Annotated in this window: 1 protein-coding gene; it reads left to right on the forward strand. The window is 39.7% G+C overall.

Going from position 1 to position 383, the window contains the following annotated elements:
• Positions 1-76 precede the first annotated feature (76 nt).
• A partial coding sequence (locus HC175_RS20215; protein ID WP_479685249.1) for a lipid-binding SYLF domain-containing protein occupies positions 77-383 on the forward strand: 307 nt, incomplete at its 3' end.

Consider the following 383-nt stretch of genomic DNA (forward strand, 5'->3'; position numbering starts at 1 on the left):
TAGTGAAATAACCTACACTTAACAATTAAAGGTGCGGGATTTGTTACTTTCACGAGAAACCAAAAAAGTAAGAATTATGAAACTGAAAAAATTTTATTTATCGACTTGTTTCGCTCTGCTAATGTTGTTTAGCGGAAATCTTTTCGCGCAAGCGGATGGAGCCAAAAAAGATAAAGGAGAACAAATAGTTGACATGGATGAGCGTCAGGAATTAAAAAGTGATGCAAAAAAAGCTGTTGAAGCCTTTAAGGAGAAGGATAATAGTATTCAGGAGATTTTAGACAGGGCTGCGGGATATGCAGTATTTCCAAATGTAGGTAAAGGAGCCTGGATCCTGGGCGGGGCTGCCGGGAACGGAGTGGTTTATGAAAACGGGAAAGTTG

The organism is Salinimicrobium oceani (genome assembly GCF_012037645.1).